The sequence below is a fragment of the Cupriavidus necator N-1 genome, assembly GCF_000219215.1.
Classification (GTDB): domain Bacteria; phylum Pseudomonadota; class Gammaproteobacteria; order Burkholderiales; family Burkholderiaceae; genus Cupriavidus; species Cupriavidus necator.
In genome coordinates, this window is the sequence record NC_015726.1 from 3,417,041 (window position 1) to 3,431,612 (window position 14,572).

At 68.6% G+C, this 14,572-nt stretch carries 16 protein-coding genes; 9 read left to right on the plus strand and 7 right to left on the minus strand.

What is annotated here, in order from left to right; translation table 11 throughout:
* Window positions 1–124 precede the first annotated feature (124 nt).
* Window positions 125–925, plus strand: a complete 801-nt coding sequence (locus CNE_RS16000) for a 5'-methylthioadenosine/adenosylhomocysteine nucleosidase (protein WP_013958130.1) — start codon at window positions 125–127, stop codon at window positions 923–925.
* 49 nt (window positions 926–974) lie between these two features.
* Here the strand turns inward: CNE_RS16000 and CNE_RS16005 are convergent, their stop codons facing one another.
* Window positions 975–1,220, minus strand: a complete 246-nt coding sequence (locus tag CNE_RS16005; protein WP_013958131.1) for a hypothetical protein — start codon at window positions 1,218–1,220, stop codon at window positions 975–977.
* A gap of 146 nt (window positions 1,221–1,366) precedes the next feature.
* On the opposite strand from CNE_RS16005, the gene hemA reads away from it, so the two are divergent.
* The 6 genes from hemA (at window position 1,367) to CNE_RS16035 (ending at window position 6,474) form a co-directional block, all read left to right on the plus strand.
* Window positions 1,367–2,671 (plus strand): glutamyl-tRNA reductase, encoded by a 1,305-nt coding sequence (hemA, locus tag CNE_RS16010; RefSeq protein ID WP_013958132.1) that lies wholly within the window; start codon window positions 1,367–1,369, stop codon window positions 2,669–2,671.
* Between the two features lie 98 nt (window positions 2,672–2,769).
* On the plus strand, window positions 2,770–3,852 hold the full coding sequence (gene prfA, locus CNE_RS16015; protein ID WP_013958133.1) for a peptide chain release factor 1: 1,083 nt from the start codon (window positions 2,770–2,772) through the stop codon (window positions 3,850–3,852).
* Window positions 3,853–4,043: 191 nt separating this feature from the next.
* Complete coding sequence (locus CNE_RS16020; protein ID WP_013958134.1) at window positions 4,044–4,373, plus strand: hypothetical protein; 330 nt, start codon at window positions 4,044–4,046, stop codon at window positions 4,371–4,373.
* Window positions 4,374–4,516: 143 nt separating this feature from the next.
* Window positions 4,517–5,410, plus strand: a complete 894-nt coding sequence (gene prmC, locus CNE_RS16025) for a peptide chain release factor N(5)-glutamine methyltransferase (RefSeq protein WP_041228167.1) — start codon at window positions 4,517–4,519, stop codon at window positions 5,408–5,410.
* A 120-nt stretch (window positions 5,411–5,530) separates the two neighbouring features.
* On the plus strand, window positions 5,531–5,842 hold the full coding sequence (gene grxD, locus CNE_RS16030; protein ID WP_041228169.1) for a Grx4 family monothiol glutaredoxin: 312 nt from the start codon (window positions 5,531–5,533) through the stop codon (window positions 5,840–5,842).
* Window positions 5,843–5,850: 8 nt separating this feature from the next.
* Window positions 5,851–6,474, plus strand: a complete 624-nt coding sequence (locus tag CNE_RS16035; protein WP_013958137.1) for a UbiX family flavin prenyltransferase — start codon at window positions 5,851–5,853, stop codon at window positions 6,472–6,474.
* A gap of 69 nt (window positions 6,475–6,543) precedes the next feature.
* On the opposite strand, the gene CNE_RS16040 is transcribed toward CNE_RS16035, so the two are convergent.
* The 3 genes from CNE_RS16040 to CNE_RS16050 all read right to left on the minus strand — a co-directional run bounded on the left by CNE_RS16040 (window position 6,544) and on the right by CNE_RS16050 (window position 9,576).
* A complete protein-coding gene (locus tag CNE_RS16040) occupies window positions 6,544–6,738 on the minus strand; it encodes a hypothetical protein (RefSeq protein ID WP_013958138.1) in 195 nt (64 codons plus the stop codon).
* 142 nt (window positions 6,739–6,880) lie between these two features.
* Window positions 6,881–8,398, minus strand: a complete 1,518-nt coding sequence (amaB, locus tag CNE_RS16045) for an L-piperidine-6-carboxylate dehydrogenase (RefSeq protein WP_013958139.1) — start codon at window positions 8,396–8,398, stop codon at window positions 6,881–6,883.
* Entirely contained in the window at window positions 8,395–9,576 is a 1,182-nt protein-coding gene (locus CNE_RS16050) for a saccharopine dehydrogenase C-terminal domain-containing protein (protein WP_013958140.1), read from the minus strand. Before CNE_RS16050 ends, amaB begins: the two co-directional genes overlap by 4 nt.
* 128 nt (window positions 9,577–9,704) lie before the next feature.
* Between CNE_RS16050 and CNE_RS16055 the strand changes: the two genes are divergently transcribed.
* Together CNE_RS16055 and dapB are read left to right on the plus strand one after the other, a co-directional pair.
* On the plus strand, window positions 9,705–10,154 hold the full coding sequence (locus tag CNE_RS16055; protein WP_010809873.1) for an Lrp/AsnC family transcriptional regulator: 450 nt from the start codon (window positions 9,705–9,707) through the stop codon (window positions 10,152–10,154).
* A gap of 44 nt (window positions 10,155–10,198) precedes the next feature.
* Window positions 10,199–11,008 carry a 4-hydroxy-tetrahydrodipicolinate reductase gene (gene dapB, locus CNE_RS16060; RefSeq protein WP_013958141.1) on the plus strand — a complete coding sequence of 270 codons (810 nt, stop codon included), beginning with the start codon at window positions 10,199–10,201 and terminating at the stop codon, window positions 11,006–11,008.
* A 19-nt stretch (window positions 11,009–11,027) separates the two neighbouring features.
* Here dapB and CNE_RS16065 read toward each other — a convergent pair whose 3' ends face one another.
* From CNE_RS16065 to CNE_RS16075, 3 genes are all read right to left on the minus strand, one after another.
* A complete protein-coding gene (locus CNE_RS16065) occupies window positions 11,028–11,759 on the minus strand; it encodes a hypothetical protein (RefSeq protein ID WP_013958142.1) in 732 nt (243 codons plus the stop codon).
* 154 nt (window positions 11,760–11,913) lie between these two features.
* Window positions 11,914–12,912, minus strand: a complete 999-nt coding sequence (locus CNE_RS16070) for a Bug family tripartite tricarboxylate transporter substrate binding protein (protein WP_013958143.1) — start codon at window positions 12,910–12,912, stop codon at window positions 11,914–11,916.
* A gap of 52 nt (window positions 12,913–12,964) precedes the next feature.
* Window positions 12,965–14,458 carry an acyl-CoA synthetase gene (locus CNE_RS16075; RefSeq protein WP_013958144.1) on the minus strand — a complete coding sequence of 498 codons (1,494 nt, stop codon included), beginning with the start codon at window positions 14,456–14,458 and terminating at the stop codon, window positions 12,965–12,967.
* Window positions 14,459–14,572 lie beyond the last annotated feature (114 nt).

Consider the following 14,572-nt stretch of genomic DNA (forward strand, 5'->3'; position numbering starts at 1 on the left):
ACTTTAGCAAAGCGGCGCGGGGGCCGCACCTGTTCCGTGGGAGGGGGTGGTGCGGTCGCGCTCTAATCTATGCCCGGCCCGCGCGGGCCGGTATGCTGTGGTTTTCTCGTCCTTCGCCCGTTCCATGACTCTCGGAATCCTTGCTGCCATCCATGATGAAGTCGATGGCCTGGTAGCCGCCATGCGCCATGACGACAGCCGCGCCACGGTGCGCACGATCGGCATGCGCGACTACTATGCCGGCCAGCTGTTCGGGCAGCCGTGCGTGCTGGTGCTGGCGCGCATGGGCAAGGTGGCGGCGTCGGCGACCACCGTCACGCTGATCCGCGAGTTCGGCGCGACGCAGATTGTCTTCACCGGGCTGGCCGGGGGCATCGGCGCCGGCACCAATGTCGGCGACATCGTCATCGCCGACCGCACCATCCAGCATGACCTCGACGCACGCCCGTTCTTCGGCCGCCATGAAGTGCCGCTGCTGGACCGTGCCGAGTTCCCGGCCGACCCGGCGCTGACCGCCGAGCTGGAAGCCGCCGCGCGCGAATTTCTGCAGCTGGACCTGCCTGCCGAGGTGCCGCGCGAGGTGCTGGAACGATTCGGCGTGGCCGCGCCGGCGCTGCACCACGGAATGATCGCCAGCGGCGACCAGTTCATCGGCTCACCGGCGGCGGTTACGGAGTTGCGTGAGCGGCTGCCCGGATTGCTGGCGGTGGAAATGGAAGGCGCCGCGGTGGCGCAGGTCTGCCACGAATACGGCGTGCCGTATGCCGTAATGCGGACCATTTCGGACCGGGCCGACGATAGCGCCCATGTGGACTTCGCGGCATTCCTGAAGGATGTGGCCAGTCACTATTCCAGCGGCGTGCTGCGCCGGCTGCTGGCGGGAAGAGCCAAGGCCGACATTGCCCAATCGCCGGTCCGCTTCTGATCGCGATCATGCGGCGAGCGGATTCCCGCCGCCGCGATCAGTTCTGTTCTTACCGCCCGCGCGGCCGCACTGCGCCCCAGGCCCCCACCAGCAGCGCCGAACCGGCGATCACCGCCAGCCAGCTGCTGAGCTGCCCGTCGATAAACAGGTGCAAGGCGCGGCCGCCATAGAAAGCGCCCGCCGCACCCGCCGCGCCCAGCACCAGCGCGGCCGGCAGGGTCACCACGCGCCCTGCCGGATGCAGCCGGCGCGCCGCCAGCCCCACCAGCAAACCCACGATCAAGGTGCCCAGCATCCGCTTCTCCTGTGTTGTCAGCATCACAGCCGCAAGGGCTGCGGCGTAACGATACTGCAATCCGGCCCCGCGCCTGCAATTAGCGATCCCGGCGGTATAATGGCATCCGGTCCGGCCACGCGCCGGACCGTACCCGTCCCCTACAAATGCAACTGCTCGCGATCGGCATCAATCACACAACGGCACCCGTCTCGCTGCGCGAGCGGGTAGCGTTTCCGCTCGAGCAGATCAAGCCCGCGCTGGGTGCGCTGCGCTCCCACCTGTCGGGGCGCAGCGGCACCGAAGCCGCCATCCTGTCCACCTGCAACCGCACCGAGATCTACTGCGCGACCGACGTCCTGACACCGGGCACGGATGGTTTCGAGCACACCCTGCGCTGGCTGTCGCAGCACCACAACGTGCCCGTGGGCGAACTGGCGCCGCACCTGTACGCGCTGCCGCAGTCCGAAGCCGTGCGCCATGCCTTCCGCGTGGCCAGCGGCCTGGATTCGATGGTGCTGGGCGAGACCCAGATCCTGGGCCAGCTCAAGGACGCCGTGCGCACCGCCGGCGAAGCCGGCTCGCTGGGCACGTACCTGAACCAGCTGTTCCAGCGCACTTTCGCGGTGGCCAAGGAAGTGCGCGGCCAGACCGAGATCGGCGCGCACTCGGTGTCGATGGCAGCGGCCGCGGTGCGGCTGGCGCAACGGATCTTTGAAAGCGTCTCGACCCAGCGCGTGCTGTTTATCGGCGCGGGCGAGATGATCGAACTGTGCGCCACGCACTTCGCCGCGCAGCAGCCGCGTCAGATCGTGGTGGCCAACCGCACCGTGGAACGCGGCGAAAAGCTCGCGGAGCAGCTCTCCGGCCAGGGCCTGACCGCCAACGCGATCCGCCTGACGGACCTGGGCGAGCGCCTGCATGAGTTCGATATCGTGGTGTCCTGCACCGCCAGCTCGCTGCCGATCATCGGTCTGGGCGCGGTGGAGCGCGCGGTCAAGCGCCGCAAGCACCGCCCCATCATGATGGTCGACCTGGCCGTGCCGCGCGACGTGGAGCCCGAAGTCGCGCGCCTGGACGACGTCTTCCTGTACACCGTCGACGATCTCGGCGCGATCGTGCGTGAAGGCAACGCGATGCGCCAGGCCGCGGTCGCGCAGGCCGAAGCCATCATCGAAAGCCGGGTGCAGAACTTCATGCACTGGCTGGAAACCCGCAGCGTGGTGCCGGTCATCCGCGAACTGCAGACCAGCGGCGAAGCCATCCGCCAGGCTGAACTGGAACGCGCGCGCCGCATGCTGGCACGCGGCGACGACCCTGAAGCCGTGTTGGAGGCCCTCTCCGGCGCGCTGACCCGCAAGTTCCTGCACGGCCCCACCCACGCGCTGAACCATACCCAGGGCGAAGACCGCGAGGCGCTGCTGCGCCTGGTGCCGGGCCTGTTCCGCCACAGCAGCCACTCCGAGCGCTAGCCGCTCTGCCCTTGCGCCGCGCGCCCTGCCGCGCCGGCACGCCGCCGCCCGTCCACGGGTAGCCCCGGCCCCTGGCCCACCTCTTTCCCCCACATCCGATGAAAGCCAGCATGCTTGCCAAGCTCGACCAACTGGCCGAGCGACTCGATGAAGTCAACGCCCTGCTCGCGCGCGAAGACGCGACCGCCAAGATCGACCAGTACCGCAAGCTCAGCCGCGAACATGCCGAGTTGTCGCCGGTGGCCGAGCAATACGGCCAGTACCGCCAGGCGCAGGACGACCTGGCCACCGCGCAGGCGCTGCTGGACGATCCGGAGATGAAGGACTTTGCCGCCGACGAGATCGCCAGCGCGCGCGCGCGGCTGGAAGCCCTGGAAGCGAGCCTGCAGCGCCTGCTGCTGCCCAAGGACCCCAACGACGACCGCAACCTGCTGCTGGAAATCCGCGCCGGCACCGGCGGCGAGGAAAGCGCACTGTTCGCCGGCGACCTGCTGCGCATGTACACGCGCTATGCCGAACGCCAGCGCTGGCAGGTCGAAGTGATGAGCGAATCGGAATCAGACCTGGGCGGCTACAAGGAAGTGATCGTGCGCATCGCCGGCGACGCGGCATTCTCCAGGCTGAAGTTCGAATCAGGCGGCCACCGCGTGCAGCGCGTGCCGGCGACCGAGGCGCAGGGGCGCATCCATACCTCGGCCTGCACGGTCGCGGTCATGCCCGAAGCCGATGAAGTGGGCGAAGTCGAGATCAACCCGGCCGACCTGCGCATCGACACCTTCCGCGCCTCGGGCGCGGGCGGCCAGCACGTCAACAAGACCGATTCCGCGGTGCGCCTCACCCACCTGCCGACCGGCATCGTGGTCGAGTGCCAGGACGACCGCAGCCAGCACCGCAACAAGGACAAGGCGATGAAGGTGCTGGCGGCCCGCATCAAGGACATGCAGACGCGCGCCGCGCAGGCCAAGGAGGCCAGCACGCGGCGCAACCTGATCGGCTCGGGCGACCGCAGCGACCGCATCCGCACCTACAACTTCCCGCAGGGGCGGGTGACCGACCACCGTATCAACCTGACGCTGTACAAGATCGACATGATCATGGACGGCGACATGGATGAACTGCTGTCGGCGCTGGCCTCCGAGCATCAGGCTGACCAGCTGGCAGCGCTTGGCGAAGGTGCGTAAGCGCCACTAAACCCATCCGCAAAAGACTTCCGCCACGAACACCGCGTAAAGTCGCCGATATCTTTGTATTTCTTGTAAATGCTTGAAACAGCACTGGTAGGGGTAAGGCGGCTGTCTATAATCGATTTCGACCGGCAAACGGAGAATGGTGCCGGCGTAGTCTCTCCCGAGAACATACCTAGGACGAAATCATGAAAAAACTGCTCGCGCTGTTGATGATCACCGCGGCCATGGCCGCTTGCAGCAAGAAGGAAGAAGCCCCGCCTGCCGCCTCGAACGCCGAGAGCGCCATGCAAAGCGCCGCTGAATCCGCCAAGGCCGCCGCGAGCGATGCCGCCGCTGCCGCCAGCAACGCCGCTGACGCAGCCAAGTCCGCCGCCAGCGGTGCTGCAGCCGACGTCTCGGCCGCCGCCGAAAAGGCCAAGGAAGACGCCGGTCACGCCATGGCAAATGCCAAGCAGGCCGCCAAGGATGCCGTCAACACGGGTGCCGACAAGGCCAAGGACGCCGTCAATAAGTAATCGTCCGGGCGGGGGCATTGCGCCACCCGCTGTCGATGAGCGGTACACTGGCGCCAAGCTGGAAGTCCCGCCCCAAAGCCCCGCCAGGCCTTTGCGCCGGTGGGGTTTTTTGTAGCCGGCAAAAGAACCGTCCCCCCCTTTCGATGTCTTCCCCAAACTCTGCCGCGCTGCCGGCGACCCCCACGCTGCGCGAAGCCCAGACCCTCGCCGCCATGGTCGGGTTGCCTGCCCTGGAAGTGCGCATGCTGCTGACGCATGTCACCGGCCTGAGCCGCACCCAGCTGATCACGCGTGACACCGACACCCTCACCATCGCCCAGCGCGACGCCTTTGCCACGCTGCTGGCGCGGCGGCTGGCGGGCGAGCCGATGGCCTACCTGATCGGCGAGCGCGAATTCTTCGGCCGCAAGTTCCGGGTCACGCCTGACGTGCTGATCCCGCGGCCCGATACCGAGGTCGCCGCCGAAGCCTCGCTGGCTCGGCTGGCCGAGGTGCCGCAGCCGACCGTGCTGGACCTGGGCACGGGCTCGGGCATCCTGGCCGTGACGCTGGCGCGCGAGCGCCGCGATGCGCAAGTCTGGGCCACCGACATCTCGCCCGGCGCGCTGATGGTGGCGCAGGACAACGCCAGCGCGCTCGGCGCCGACCGCATCCACTTCCTGGTATCTGACTGGTACGCGGCGCTGCCGGCGGGCCTGCGCTTCCACCTGATCGTCAGTAATCCGCCCTATATCGCCGAGGGCGACCCGCACCTGGCCGAAGGCGACCTGCGCTTCGAACCGATCGACGCGCTCACCGACCACGACGACGGCCTGTCCGACCTGCGGGTCATCGTCGCCGGTGCCGGCGCCCGGCTGCTGCCTGGCGGCTGGCTGCTGATGGAGCATGGCTACGACCAGGCGCAGGCCACCCGCCAGCTGCTGGAGGACGCCGGTTTCACCGGGGTCTTCACCGCCCGCGACCTGGCCGGCCTGGAACGCTGCACCGGCGGGCGCTGGCCAGGCGCTCAGCCCGGCGGCATCACTGCCGCTCACTGAAGCCCGGCGGCGATTCCGGTAAAATCGTTGTCAGATCCCCGCCACCGGCCAGGCCGCGTGGTGTCCCATTCCCCCCAGGCGGCGCCCGCGACACGGCATCGCCCCACTGAAAAGCAAACCATGAGCGACGTGCAGCAAAAGATCGATCAGATCGTCAAGGGCAACCCGGTAGTCCTGTTCATGAAGGGCACCGCGCAATTCCCGATGTGCGGCTTCTCGGGCCGCGCCATCCAGATCCTGAAGGCCTGCGGCGTGGACGCGCCCACCACGGTCAACGTGCTGGATGACGAAGGCGTGCGCCAGGGCATCAAGGAATACGCCAACTGGCCGACCATCCCGCAGCTCTACGTGAACGGTGAGTTCATCGGCGGCTCGGACATCATGATGGAGATGTACCAGAACGGCGAACTGCAAACCCTGCTGAAGGGCTGAGTTCCTTTATGTCCGTGACTGGCGGCACACCCAAACGGCTGATCGTCGCCATCACGGGCGCCACCGGCGCCATCTACGGCGTGCGCCTGCTGCAGGTGCTGCGCGCGGCGCCTTCCGTGGAAACCCATCTGCTGATTTCGCCGGCTGGCGTGATGAACCTGCAGCACGAGCTGGACATCAGCCGTGCCGAGGTGGAGGCACTGGCCAGCGTCGTGCACAACGTGCGCGACATCGGTGCGACCATCGCCAGCGGCTCGTTCCGCGCACAGGCGATGGTGGTGGCCCCCTGCTCCATGCGCACGCTGGCGGCGATAGCGCACGGCCTGTCCGACAACCTGATCACGCGCGCCGCCGACGTCACGCTCAAGGAGCGGCGCAAGCTGGTGCTGATGGTGCGGGAAACGCCGCTGAACCTTGCGCACCTGCGCAATATGACGGCGGTGACGGAAATGGGCGGGATCGTGTTCCCGCCGGTGCCGGGTTTCTACCAGAAGCCACAGAGCATTGCCGAACTGGTCGACCATACGGTCGGGCGCGTGCTCGACCTGGTGGACTTGCCGGAGATCGGCCAGACGCTCGCGCCCAGCTGGGGCGGGCTGAATAGCCGGGCTGGCGACGCCGCCGGCAACTGAAATGCCACCGGCGCGCAGCCTCTCTCTACGCGCCGGCATCCTCCTGCATCATCCTGCCAACGGCTGCCTTTACCAGTGGCGGTATCCCCGGCCGTAGTAGCCATAGCCACCGTAATAGTACGGCCGCGGTGCCACCACGACCGGCGCCGGGGCCACGTACACCGGCGCAGGGCCGACCGCGGGGCCGGCGGGCGTGGGATAGACGGCGCAGCCGCCCAGCAGGGTGACGGATGCCGCTGCGGCAGCCAGTCCAATCGTCAGCATTCTCATGATTTGTCCTTGGGGTCGGAACGGGCATGTGCCTGCCCTGCTGACGTTATACGGGCAGAAACCGTAATACGGCGTCAAAGGCGTGTAAGGCTTGTTACCGTTCCCTACGCGCCTTGTAACACATCCAGAGATGCCGTCAGATCTCGAACCGTATCCCCTGCGCCAGCGGCAGCGAATCGCCATAGTTGATGGTGTTGGTGGCGCGGCGCATATAGCCCTTCCACGCATCCGATCCCGACTCGCGGCCCCCGCCGGTCGCCTTTTCCCCACCGAAGGCGCCGCCGATCTCCGCGCCGCTGGTGCCGATGTTGACGTTGGCGATGCCGCAGTCGCTGCCTGCCGAGGACAGGAAGCGCTCGGCCTCGCGCATCGATTCCGTGAAGATGCACGACGATAGCCCGTGCGCCGCGGCATTGTTCAGCGCGATGGCCTCGTCCAGCGTGGTGTACGGCATCATGTACAGGATCGGCGCGAAGGTTTCGGTCAGCATGGTGTCGTGCTGTTCGTCGGTCATGACCAGCGCGGGCCGCACATAACAGGCATGCGGGTAGCGGTCGGCGAGCAGCCGTTCGCCGCCGGTGACGATATTGCCTTGCGCGCGGCAGGCGGCCAGCGCATTGGCCATGGCATCGCCCGCGGCAGTATCGATCAGCGGGCCGACCAGGGTGCCGTCGGCGAGCGGGTCGCCGACGGGCAGGCGGTCGAACACCGTGATCAGCCGGCTCGCCATGGTGTCCATCAGGTCGGCGTGGATAAAGCAGCGACGCAGCGTGGTGCAACGCTGGCCCGCCGTGCCGGCCGCGGCAAAGGTGATGGCCCGCACCGCCAGCTCGATGTCGGCCGAGGGCGCGACGATGGCGGCATTGTTGCCGCCCAGCTCCAGGATGCTGCGCTTGAAGTGCCCGGCGCAGGCAATGCCGACCTCGCGGCCCATGCGGGTCGAGCCGGTGGCGCTGACCAGCCGCACCGCCGGGTGCGATACCAGGTGGGTGCCCAGCATGCGCCCGCCCGGCAGCACCGCCGAGATGCCGGTGTGCTGCGGCGCCGCGGCGGCCAGCACGCGCTCCAGCAGGCCATGCGCGGCCAGCGCGCACAGGGTGACTCTTTCCGAGGGTTTCCAGATCACGCCGTTGCCGCACACCAGCGCCAGCGCCGCATTCCACGCCCACACCGCCACCGGGAAGTTGAAGGCCGAGATCACGCCGCACAGCCCATACGGATGCCAGGTCTCGCGCATTGCATGCTGCGGGCGCTCGGAGGCGATGGTCAGCCCGTGCAGCTGGCGCGACAGCCCGACCGCGAAGTCGCAGATGTCGATCATCTCCTGCACCTCGCCCAGGCCTTCCTGCAGGATCTTGCCGGACTCCAGCGAGACCAGCCGGCCCAGCGCCGGCTTGTGTTCGCGCAGCACCTCGCCGAAGCGCCGCACGATCTCGCCGCGCGCGGGCGCGGGCAGCAGCGCCCAGGTGGTCTGCGCCGCATGGGCGCGGGCGATCAGCGCGTCGGCCTGCGCCGGCGTGCAGGCCGGGACATGGCCGATGGCCTCGCCATCGACCGGCGAGCGTACCGTCACGGTACCGGCCGGCGCGCCCTCCCGCCACGGCCGCGGCAGGCCCAGCGAATCCCAGCAGGCAGCGAACTCTTGCGCTTTCATATGACGGTCTCCTGGAGCGGATGCTGCGTGTAGTGGCGGCCGAAGCGATTGGCAAGGAAGGCGTCCAGCGGCATCGACTCCTGCCGCACGAAGCCGGATTGCGGCAGCGCGCCGGTGGCCACCATGTCCAGCGCGGTGCAGATTCCCGCGGCGGTGGTCAGCTGGATCGCGTTGACATGGCCACCCTTGCCATCCACTCCGCCGATGCGCGCCGAGAACGAAGCCTGCGTCAGCGGCCCGCGCCCGCGTTCGCCCCCGGCGGGGTAGCCGGTGGCGGTGGCGAACACGATCACCACGTCCTGGTCGGTCACCGGGATGGCGCGGTCGAAGATATCGCGCAGCCATTCGCGGCGTTCGCGCAGGCGCAGGTCGTTGAGCAGCAGTTTCATCAGCGCGCAATGGCCCGGATAGCGGATGGACTTGTAGTCGACATGGCGCGCGCGGCCGGCCAGCGTCTCGGGCAGCGTGCCCAGGCCGCCAGATGTATTAAAGGCTTCGTACTCGATGCCGTCCAGCGCGAAGCTTTCCAGCCCCTCCAGCGCCGTCAGTTCCACGCGGCGGCCGTCGACGATGGCCTCGCACGGGTTGCAGTACTCGTTGATCAGTCCCTCGGTGCTCCAGGTCAGGTTGTACTTGAGCGCATTGCTGGGGTAGCGCGGCAGCGCGCCGACCCGCATCTGCAGGTCCAGCAGTTCCCCCCCGCCGCGCAGGAAGCGCTGCGCCAGGTCATGCCCGACTACGCCGATAAAGCCCGGCGCCAGCCCGCACTGCGGCATCAGCACCGAGCGCGCGCTTTGCGCCAGCTGGCGGATGGCCTGGGTCGCGGCCACGTCCTCGGTCAGGTCGAAGTAATGCACGCCCAGGCGCGCCGCCACCGAAGCCACGCTGATCGCGGCGTGGAACGGCAGCGCGTTGAGCACGGCATCGGCGCCGGCCAGCAACGCGGCGCAGGTGCCGGGCTCGGTGGGGTCGCCGGCGCGCGCCAGCACGCCGCGCGGCAGGCCGTCGAGGCGGCGTGCGTCATGATCGACCACGCTGACGCGGTAGTCGCCAGTGTCATGCAGCATGCTGGCAATGGTGCGCCCGATCTTGCCCGCACCCAGCACCACCACGTGCAGCGGGCGGGTCGCCTTGGGCAGGTCGCGCGGGGCCTGCCGGCCCAGGTTCGAGGCTTGCATGGTGTCTCCGTCCACAAGAAAAGGTTGTCCTGTTGACTGGAGTATGGATAGCCCGCGCGACACAATGAAGCCACAAGAACGACGAAAACCCGCCATAATCGAACGAAACGACGAACCATCCCGACGCAATGACCGAGCTCGACACCACCGACCGGCACCTGCTGTCGCTGCTGCAGGCCAATGCCCGCGAAAGCGCCGCCAACCTCGCCCGGCACCTGGGTATCGCCCGCACCACCGTGGTCGCGCGCATCGCGCGGCTGGAGCGCAGCGGGGTGATTGCCGGCTACGGCGTGCGGCTGGGGCAGCGCATGGAAGACAACGCCATCCTGGCCTACTGCGGCCTGTCAGTGCAGCCCAAGGCCGCGCCCGCCATCCTGCGCGCGCTGCAGCGCCTGCCCGAGATCGAAGAGGTCAATTCCGTCAGTGGCCCGGTCGACTACCTGGTGGCGATCCGCTGCGACACGCACGACCGGCTGGACCGGCTGCTCGACGAGATCGGCATGCTCGACGGCGTCAACCACACCACCACCTCGATCGTGCTGGCACGCAAGCTCGACCGCCGGCGCGCCGCCGGCTGACGCGGTATGCTGCCAACCCGATCAAGCGTTTGCGGAGCAACAATATGAACAACCCGATCCGTGTCGCCGTGGGCGGCGTGACCGGCTGGGCCGGCGGCGAACTGGCGCGCGGCGTGGCCCATGCGGCCGACATGACCCTGGTGGCCGGCTTGTCGCGCGGCGCCGCCGGGCAGCCTCTGGCGCAGCTGACCGGCCATGCCGATACGCCGGGCGTGGCGGCCGCCAGCATCGAGACCCTGGGGGCAACGCCCTACGACGTCTATGTCGAATACACCAAGCCGGGCATCGCCAAGCACAACATCCTGCAGGCGCTGGCGCACGGCGCGCACGTGGTGGTGGGCACTTCGGGGCTGACCGACGAGGACTATGCGGAGATTGATGCGGCCGCACGCCAGGCCGACCGCGGCGTGCTCGCCTGCGGCAATTTCGCCATCACGGTGGTGCTGCTGCAGAAGTTTGCCGAGATGGCCGCGCGCCACCTGGAACACTGGGAGATCATCGACTACGCCAAGGCCGGCAAGATCGATGTGCCCTCTGGCACCGTGCGCGAGCTGGCCTACCGGCTCGGCCAGGTCAAGGCCGCCGCGCAGGCGGTGCCGGTCGACCAGGTCAACGGCCCGAAGGAAACCCGCGGCGCCACCATGTCGGGCACGCAGGTGCACGCGGTGCGGCTGCCGGGCTACCAGCTTGGCGTGGAAGTGATCTTCGGCGCCGACGGCCAGCGCCTGCACCTGAAGCACGAGGCCGGCGACGGCTCCACGCCCTATGTCGCCGGCGCGCTGCTGGCGATCCGCAAGGTCCACACCGTGCGTGGCGTGGTGCGGGGGCTGGACAAGGTGATGGAAGGGCTCTGAGGCCCGCCTGCTGCGGGTGTTACCAGCTGCCAGGCTTCTCCGGCTTGGGCGCAGGCTTCGGTGCGGGCTTGGCGGCGGCTGCCTTGCCGCCCTTGGCCGCGGGCGCCGAGGCCGGATTGAGCTGCTTGTCCACCTCGGCATCCTTGTCCGCCATCAGCATGCGCGCCTGCGGCAGCAGCATTTCGATGGTGCCGGTGTTGGGGTCTTCCGGCATGGCGTAGAGCTCAACCGTCAGCGGCTTGTGCATCCAGCCGGCGTGCAGCGTCTTGACGCTCTTGCCAGCCTTGTCGGGCATGTCGACCTGCTCCTGCCGGAACGGCTTGCCGTACAGCGCGCTGACGCTGTCGGCCGCGGCCTGCTGCGAGTTGGCGCCGGCGGTCGGCACCACCAGGCCGACCAGCGCGTTGCGGTCGACAAAGGCCAGCACAAAGGGGCCGTCCATAAAGGACGGGCGCTGCGCGCGCGGCACGCCGACCTGGCGCATCAGGCCATCGCCCTTCAGTTCGACACAGAATCCGGTGACATCGCGGCCATCGGGCGTGCGCTTGTCGGCGCAATCCGGCAAGGCCGGCAGCGGGTTGCCGATTTCCAGCATGGCCAGCAGCGGCGACAGCGCGCTGTTCTCGGCCTGGGCCTTGGCCGGTGCGGGGGCCGCCGGCCTGGCGGCAGGGGCGGAAGCAGGGGCAGCAATGGCGCCGGCAGCGGCGCCCAGCAGGCCGGCAAGCGCCAGCCCGGCAACGGGGAATTTCAAATCGGACTCCTGATGAACGGCTCCGGGTTGGAGCCCGCCCCGGCCGGGTTGTTCCTGATTGGCGCGGGCGGTGACGGGAAAGTCACCGCCGGCCTGCCGGGCCAGGGGCGAGCAGTAGCTTACCCCATGGCCCTGGCGGCTCCGGCACTTCCAGTCAGTCCAACGAAATGTTATTGGCCTTGATGACCTTGCCCCAGTGCTCGCGGTCGGCTTCGATATAGCGGTCGATCTCGGCCTGCGTGCGCGGGGCCTGCACGACCAGTCCCAGCGCGCTGAAGGTGGAACGGAACTGCGCGTCCTTGAGCACGTGGGCAGCAGCGGCCTGCAGCCTGGCCACCGCATCGGGCGGCGTCTGCGCGGGCACGGCCAGGCCGAACCAGGTGGCGGCCTGGAAGTTGGGATAGCCGCTTTCCGCCACGGTCGGCACGTTGGGCAGCACATCCAGCCGGGTGCGGCCGGTGACCGCCAGGGCCTTGAGCTTGCCCGCCTTGATATGCGGCAGCGAGGTGCTGACCACATCCACCATCAGCTGCACGTCGTTGGCCAGCAGCGCCGACAGCGCCGGGGCGCTGCCGTTGTAGGGCACGTGAGTGACGCTGATGCCCAGCTCGGTCTTGAGCATTTCGGTGGCCAGCTGGAGCGCGTTGCCCAGGCCGACCGAGCCATAGTTGAGCTTGCCGCCCGCGGCCTTGGCGTAGGCCGCGAACTCGCGGATATTGCTGGCCGGGACCTTGGGGTTGGTCACCACCACCAGCGGCACCTCGGCGCCAATGCTGAAGATCCTGAAGTCCTTGGGTGGATCGTAGTTGATCTTCTTGTACAGCATCGGGTTGAGCACCATGCTGCCGTTGGTGGCCAGCACCATGGTGTAGCCGTCTGCGGGCGCACGCGCCACGCTGGTGGTGCCGATCATGGTGGCCGCGCCGGGGCGGTTTTCCACCACCACGGTCTGGCCCAGCTGGCGCGACATGCCGTCGGCCAGCGCGCGGCCGAACTGGTCGGTTGAGCCGCCGGGCGTGTAGGGCACCACCAGCTTGATCGGGCGATCGGGATAGGCAGCCTGCGCGGCCCCGCCCCACATGGCCAGCGCGCACCCCGCGCCGGCTGCCATCGCGGCGAGCCAGGCGCGCCGTCCGCTCGGTTGGTTCTGCATCGCGTCTCCTCCTGTTGTTATCGGTCGTGATCCATGCAGGCCGGGCGGGCGCTCAGACGCGGCGCTGGCGGCCTTCCCAGTATCGGTCACGCAGGCGGCGCTTGGCGAGCTTGCCGGTTTCATCGCGCGGCAGCTGCGCCTCGACCACGATGCTGCGCGGCACCTTGAAGCCCGACAGCCGCTGGCGCAGCCAGTCGATCACCTCGGCCTCGCGGATCTCCACGCCCGGCATCGGCTGCACCATGCCCAGCAGGCGCTCGCCGTATTCGTCGTCGGGGATGCCGAACACTACGCAGTCGGCCACGCCGGGGTAGCGCACCAGCTCGTGCTCGATCTCGGCCGGGTAGATGTTCACGCCGCCGGAGATCACCATGTCCGAGGCGCGGTCGCAGATAAACAGGTAGCCGTCGGCATCGACATAGCCCATGTCGCCCAGCGTCACCAGCCCGTCGCGGTCGATGGCGGCGCGCGCGGCGTCGTTGTTGCGGTAGCTGAAGTCGGGATAGGCGGGCTGGCGCACGTAGACCAGGCCGACTTCGCCCGGCGCGCACTGGCGGCCGTTCTCGTCGAGGATGCGCAGCTGCGCGTCATCGACCGGCTTGCCGGCGGTCCCCGGGCGCGCGGCGGCATCGGCCGGCGTGGCCACGGTGATCATGCCGGCTTCGCTGGAGGCGTAGGTCTCATGGATGACCGGGCCCAGCCATTCCAGCATCGCGCGCTTCACGTCGGGCGAGCACGGCGAGCCGGTGGAGGCAACGAAGCGGATCGATGACAGGTCGTACTTGGCGCGCACCTCGGGCGGCAGCTTGAGCAGGCGCACGTACATGATCGGCACCAGGTAGAGCACGTCGATGCGGTGCTTCTCCACCAGCGCCAGCACCTGCTCGGCATCAAAGCGCGGCGTGAGCACCAGGCGTTCGGCCATCTGCAGCGCGTTCTGGATAAACGAGCCCGGCGCGCTGTGGTACAGCGGCGCCGACATCAGCGTGCGGCAGCCCGGCTCGATACCGTAGGTCTGCCGCACCACCGAGCGCATGCGCGCGAGCTGTTCCTCCAGCCGGTCCAGCGGCAGCGCCTGGCGCACCACGCCCTTGGGCCGGCCGGTGGTGCCGGAGGTGTAGGCCATATGACCGCGCGGTGCCACGCGCGGGCCGTCGTAGGCCGGCTGCTGCGCCAGCCAGCTTTCATAGTCGATGGCGCCTTGCGCGGGGCGGCCCACCGCCAGCACCGTCATGCCGGCCGGCACGGCGTCGCGCACGGCGGGCAGCAGGTCGGCCTGCACCAGCAGCACCCTGGCGCCGCTGTCGGTCAGCAGGAAGCGCACTTCCTCGGCGGTGAAGTGCCAGTTGATCGGGCAGTAGTAGCAGCCGGCGGTGCGGCAGGCATGGACCACGTCGGCATAGGCCGGATCGTTGCGCAGCAGCACGGCGACCACGTCGCCCTCCTGCACGCCCAGCGCGCGCAGGCCGCCGGCCAGGCGGGCGCCGCGCGCCAGCAGTTCTTCGCCGCTGCGGTGCATGTCTTCAAACCAGAGGTCCGTGGCCATCCGTTGTCTCCTGTATGCGATCCGTTCTGTCAGCCGACCACTGTATCGGCGTAGCCGTGGATCGACAATCACGCGCATCGGAATCACAATGTTGCACCAGACGCGACAATCCTG

Bases quoted from the DNA above. Each gene is read 5' to 3' on its own strand.
- grxD (WP_041228169.1), top strand. From the start codon at position 5,531: ATGAGCGACGTGCAGCAAAAGATCGATCAGATCGTCAAGGGCAACCCG.
- CNE_RS16070 (WP_013958143.1), bottom strand. From the start codon at position 12,912: ATGCAGAACCAACCGAGCGGACGGCGCGCCTGGCTCGCCGCGATGGCA.
- CNE_RS16075 (WP_013958144.1), bottom strand. From the start codon at position 14,458: ATGGCCACGGACCTCTGGTTTGAAGACATGCACCGCAGCGGCGAAGAA.
- dapB (WP_013958141.1), top strand. From the start codon at position 10,199: ATGAACAACCCGATCCGTGTCGCCGTGGGCGGCGTGACCGGCTGGGCC.
- CNE_RS16020 (WP_013958134.1), top strand. From the start codon at position 4,044: ATGAAAAAACTGCTCGCGCTGTTGATGATCACCGCGGCCATGGCCGCT.
- amaB (WP_013958139.1), bottom strand. From the start codon at position 8,398: ATGAAAGCGCAAGAGTTCGCTGCCTGCTGGGATTCGCTGGGCCTGCCG.
- prfA (WP_013958133.1), top strand. From the start codon at position 2,770: ATGAAAGCCAGCATGCTTGCCAAGCTCGACCAACTGGCCGAGCGACTC.
- CNE_RS16055 (WP_010809873.1), top strand. From the start codon at position 9,705: ATGACCGAGCTCGACACCACCGACCGGCACCTGCTGTCGCTGCTGCAG.
- CNE_RS16000 (WP_013958130.1), top strand. From the start codon at position 125: ATGACTCTCGGAATCCTTGCTGCCATCCATGATGAAGTCGATGGCCTG.
- CNE_RS16005 (WP_013958131.1), bottom strand. From the start codon at position 1,220: ATGCTGGGCACCTTGATCGTGGGTTTGCTGGTGGGGCTGGCGGCGCGC.
- CNE_RS16035 (WP_013958137.1), top strand. From the start codon at position 5,851: ATGTCCGTGACTGGCGGCACACCCAAACGGCTGATCGTCGCCATCACG.
- CNE_RS16040 (WP_013958138.1), bottom strand. From the start codon at position 6,738: ATGCTGACGATTGGACTGGCTGCCGCAGCGGCATCCGTCACCCTGCTG.
- prmC (WP_041228167.1), top strand. From the start codon at position 4,517: ATGTCTTCCCCAAACTCTGCCGCGCTGCCGGCGACCCCCACGCTGCGC.
- CNE_RS16050 (WP_013958140.1), bottom strand. From the start codon at position 9,576: ATGCAAGCCTCGAACCTGGGCCGGCAGGCCCCGCGCGACCTGCCCAAG.
- hemA (WP_013958132.1), top strand. From the start codon at position 1,367: ATGCAACTGCTCGCGATCGGCATCAATCACACAACGGCACCCGTCTCG.